General features: G+C 38.6%; 1 protein-coding gene. It reads left to right on the top strand.

Going from position 1 to position 862, the window contains the following annotated elements; genetic code table 11:
• Positions 1-173 precede the first annotated feature (173 nt).
• On the top strand, positions 174-862 hold a 689-nt coding region (locus tag BAZSYMA_RS07815), incomplete at its 3' end, for a galactose-binding domain-containing protein (protein WP_195910158.1).

The following is an 862-nucleotide window of genomic DNA, read 5'->3' on the forward strand; positions in this document are numbered from 1 at the left end:
AGTGGATTCGGTATTTATATTTTTCATTTGTTGTTCTCCTTTGTATTAATATAAAATTTTATCAACTTTATTAATAAAAGTTTCTTTTTATTGAATTAAGTCAGATTAATTATAGGCGAATTCAACCCATAAGTGCAACACTTTCATTTAAAAAATAGTCCTTGCCAGTCATCTTGGCAAAGATCTATAGCATAACTCACACCCAAAAGGAACAAGGTGCCTGGTGGCAGGTTGATCTGGGCAGTAAGAAAAATATCAATCAAATCATTATCTACAATCGTACCGATTGTTGTGTAGATAGGCTAAGCAATTACCAGGTCAGTGTTTCCAATACAGCAGACTTTAGCACTCGTGTTTATCGGAAAGACTTTCATGTCACCCCTAATCCTAAAAAAATCATTAAATTAGGCACACAGGGCAAACAAGGTCGTTATGTTAGAATCCAATTACTTGATAAGAACTATCTGTCTCTAGCAGAAGTTCAGGTTATGGGTGTTGATCTTTTGCGTTTTTCCGAGGTGGATTATTCTAGTTACTTTAATGATTTTGATGGGTTGAATAATACGCCAAACTATCCTAATAAAGAGGCCTTTGCTACGCTTAAAGCTGATGGTTCAATCACGGCATGGGGTGACTCAAATTCTGGTGGCATAGGTGCACCCACTGACAGTGGTCATATCAAGATTTATTCAACTAGGGGTGCCTTTGCCGCCCTTAAAGCCGATGGTTCAATTACAGTGTGGGGTTTACATTATGCTGGCGGTTCAGGTGCACCCACTGACAGTGGTTATATTGAGATTCATTCAGCTAACAGTGTTTTTACTGCCGTTAAAGCCGATGGTTCAATCGCAGTATGGGGGGG

The organism is Bathymodiolus azoricus thioautotrophic gill symbiont, assembly GCF_001298715.1.
Lineage (GTDB): Bacteria > Pseudomonadota > Gammaproteobacteria > PS1 > Pseudothioglobaceae > Thiodubiliella.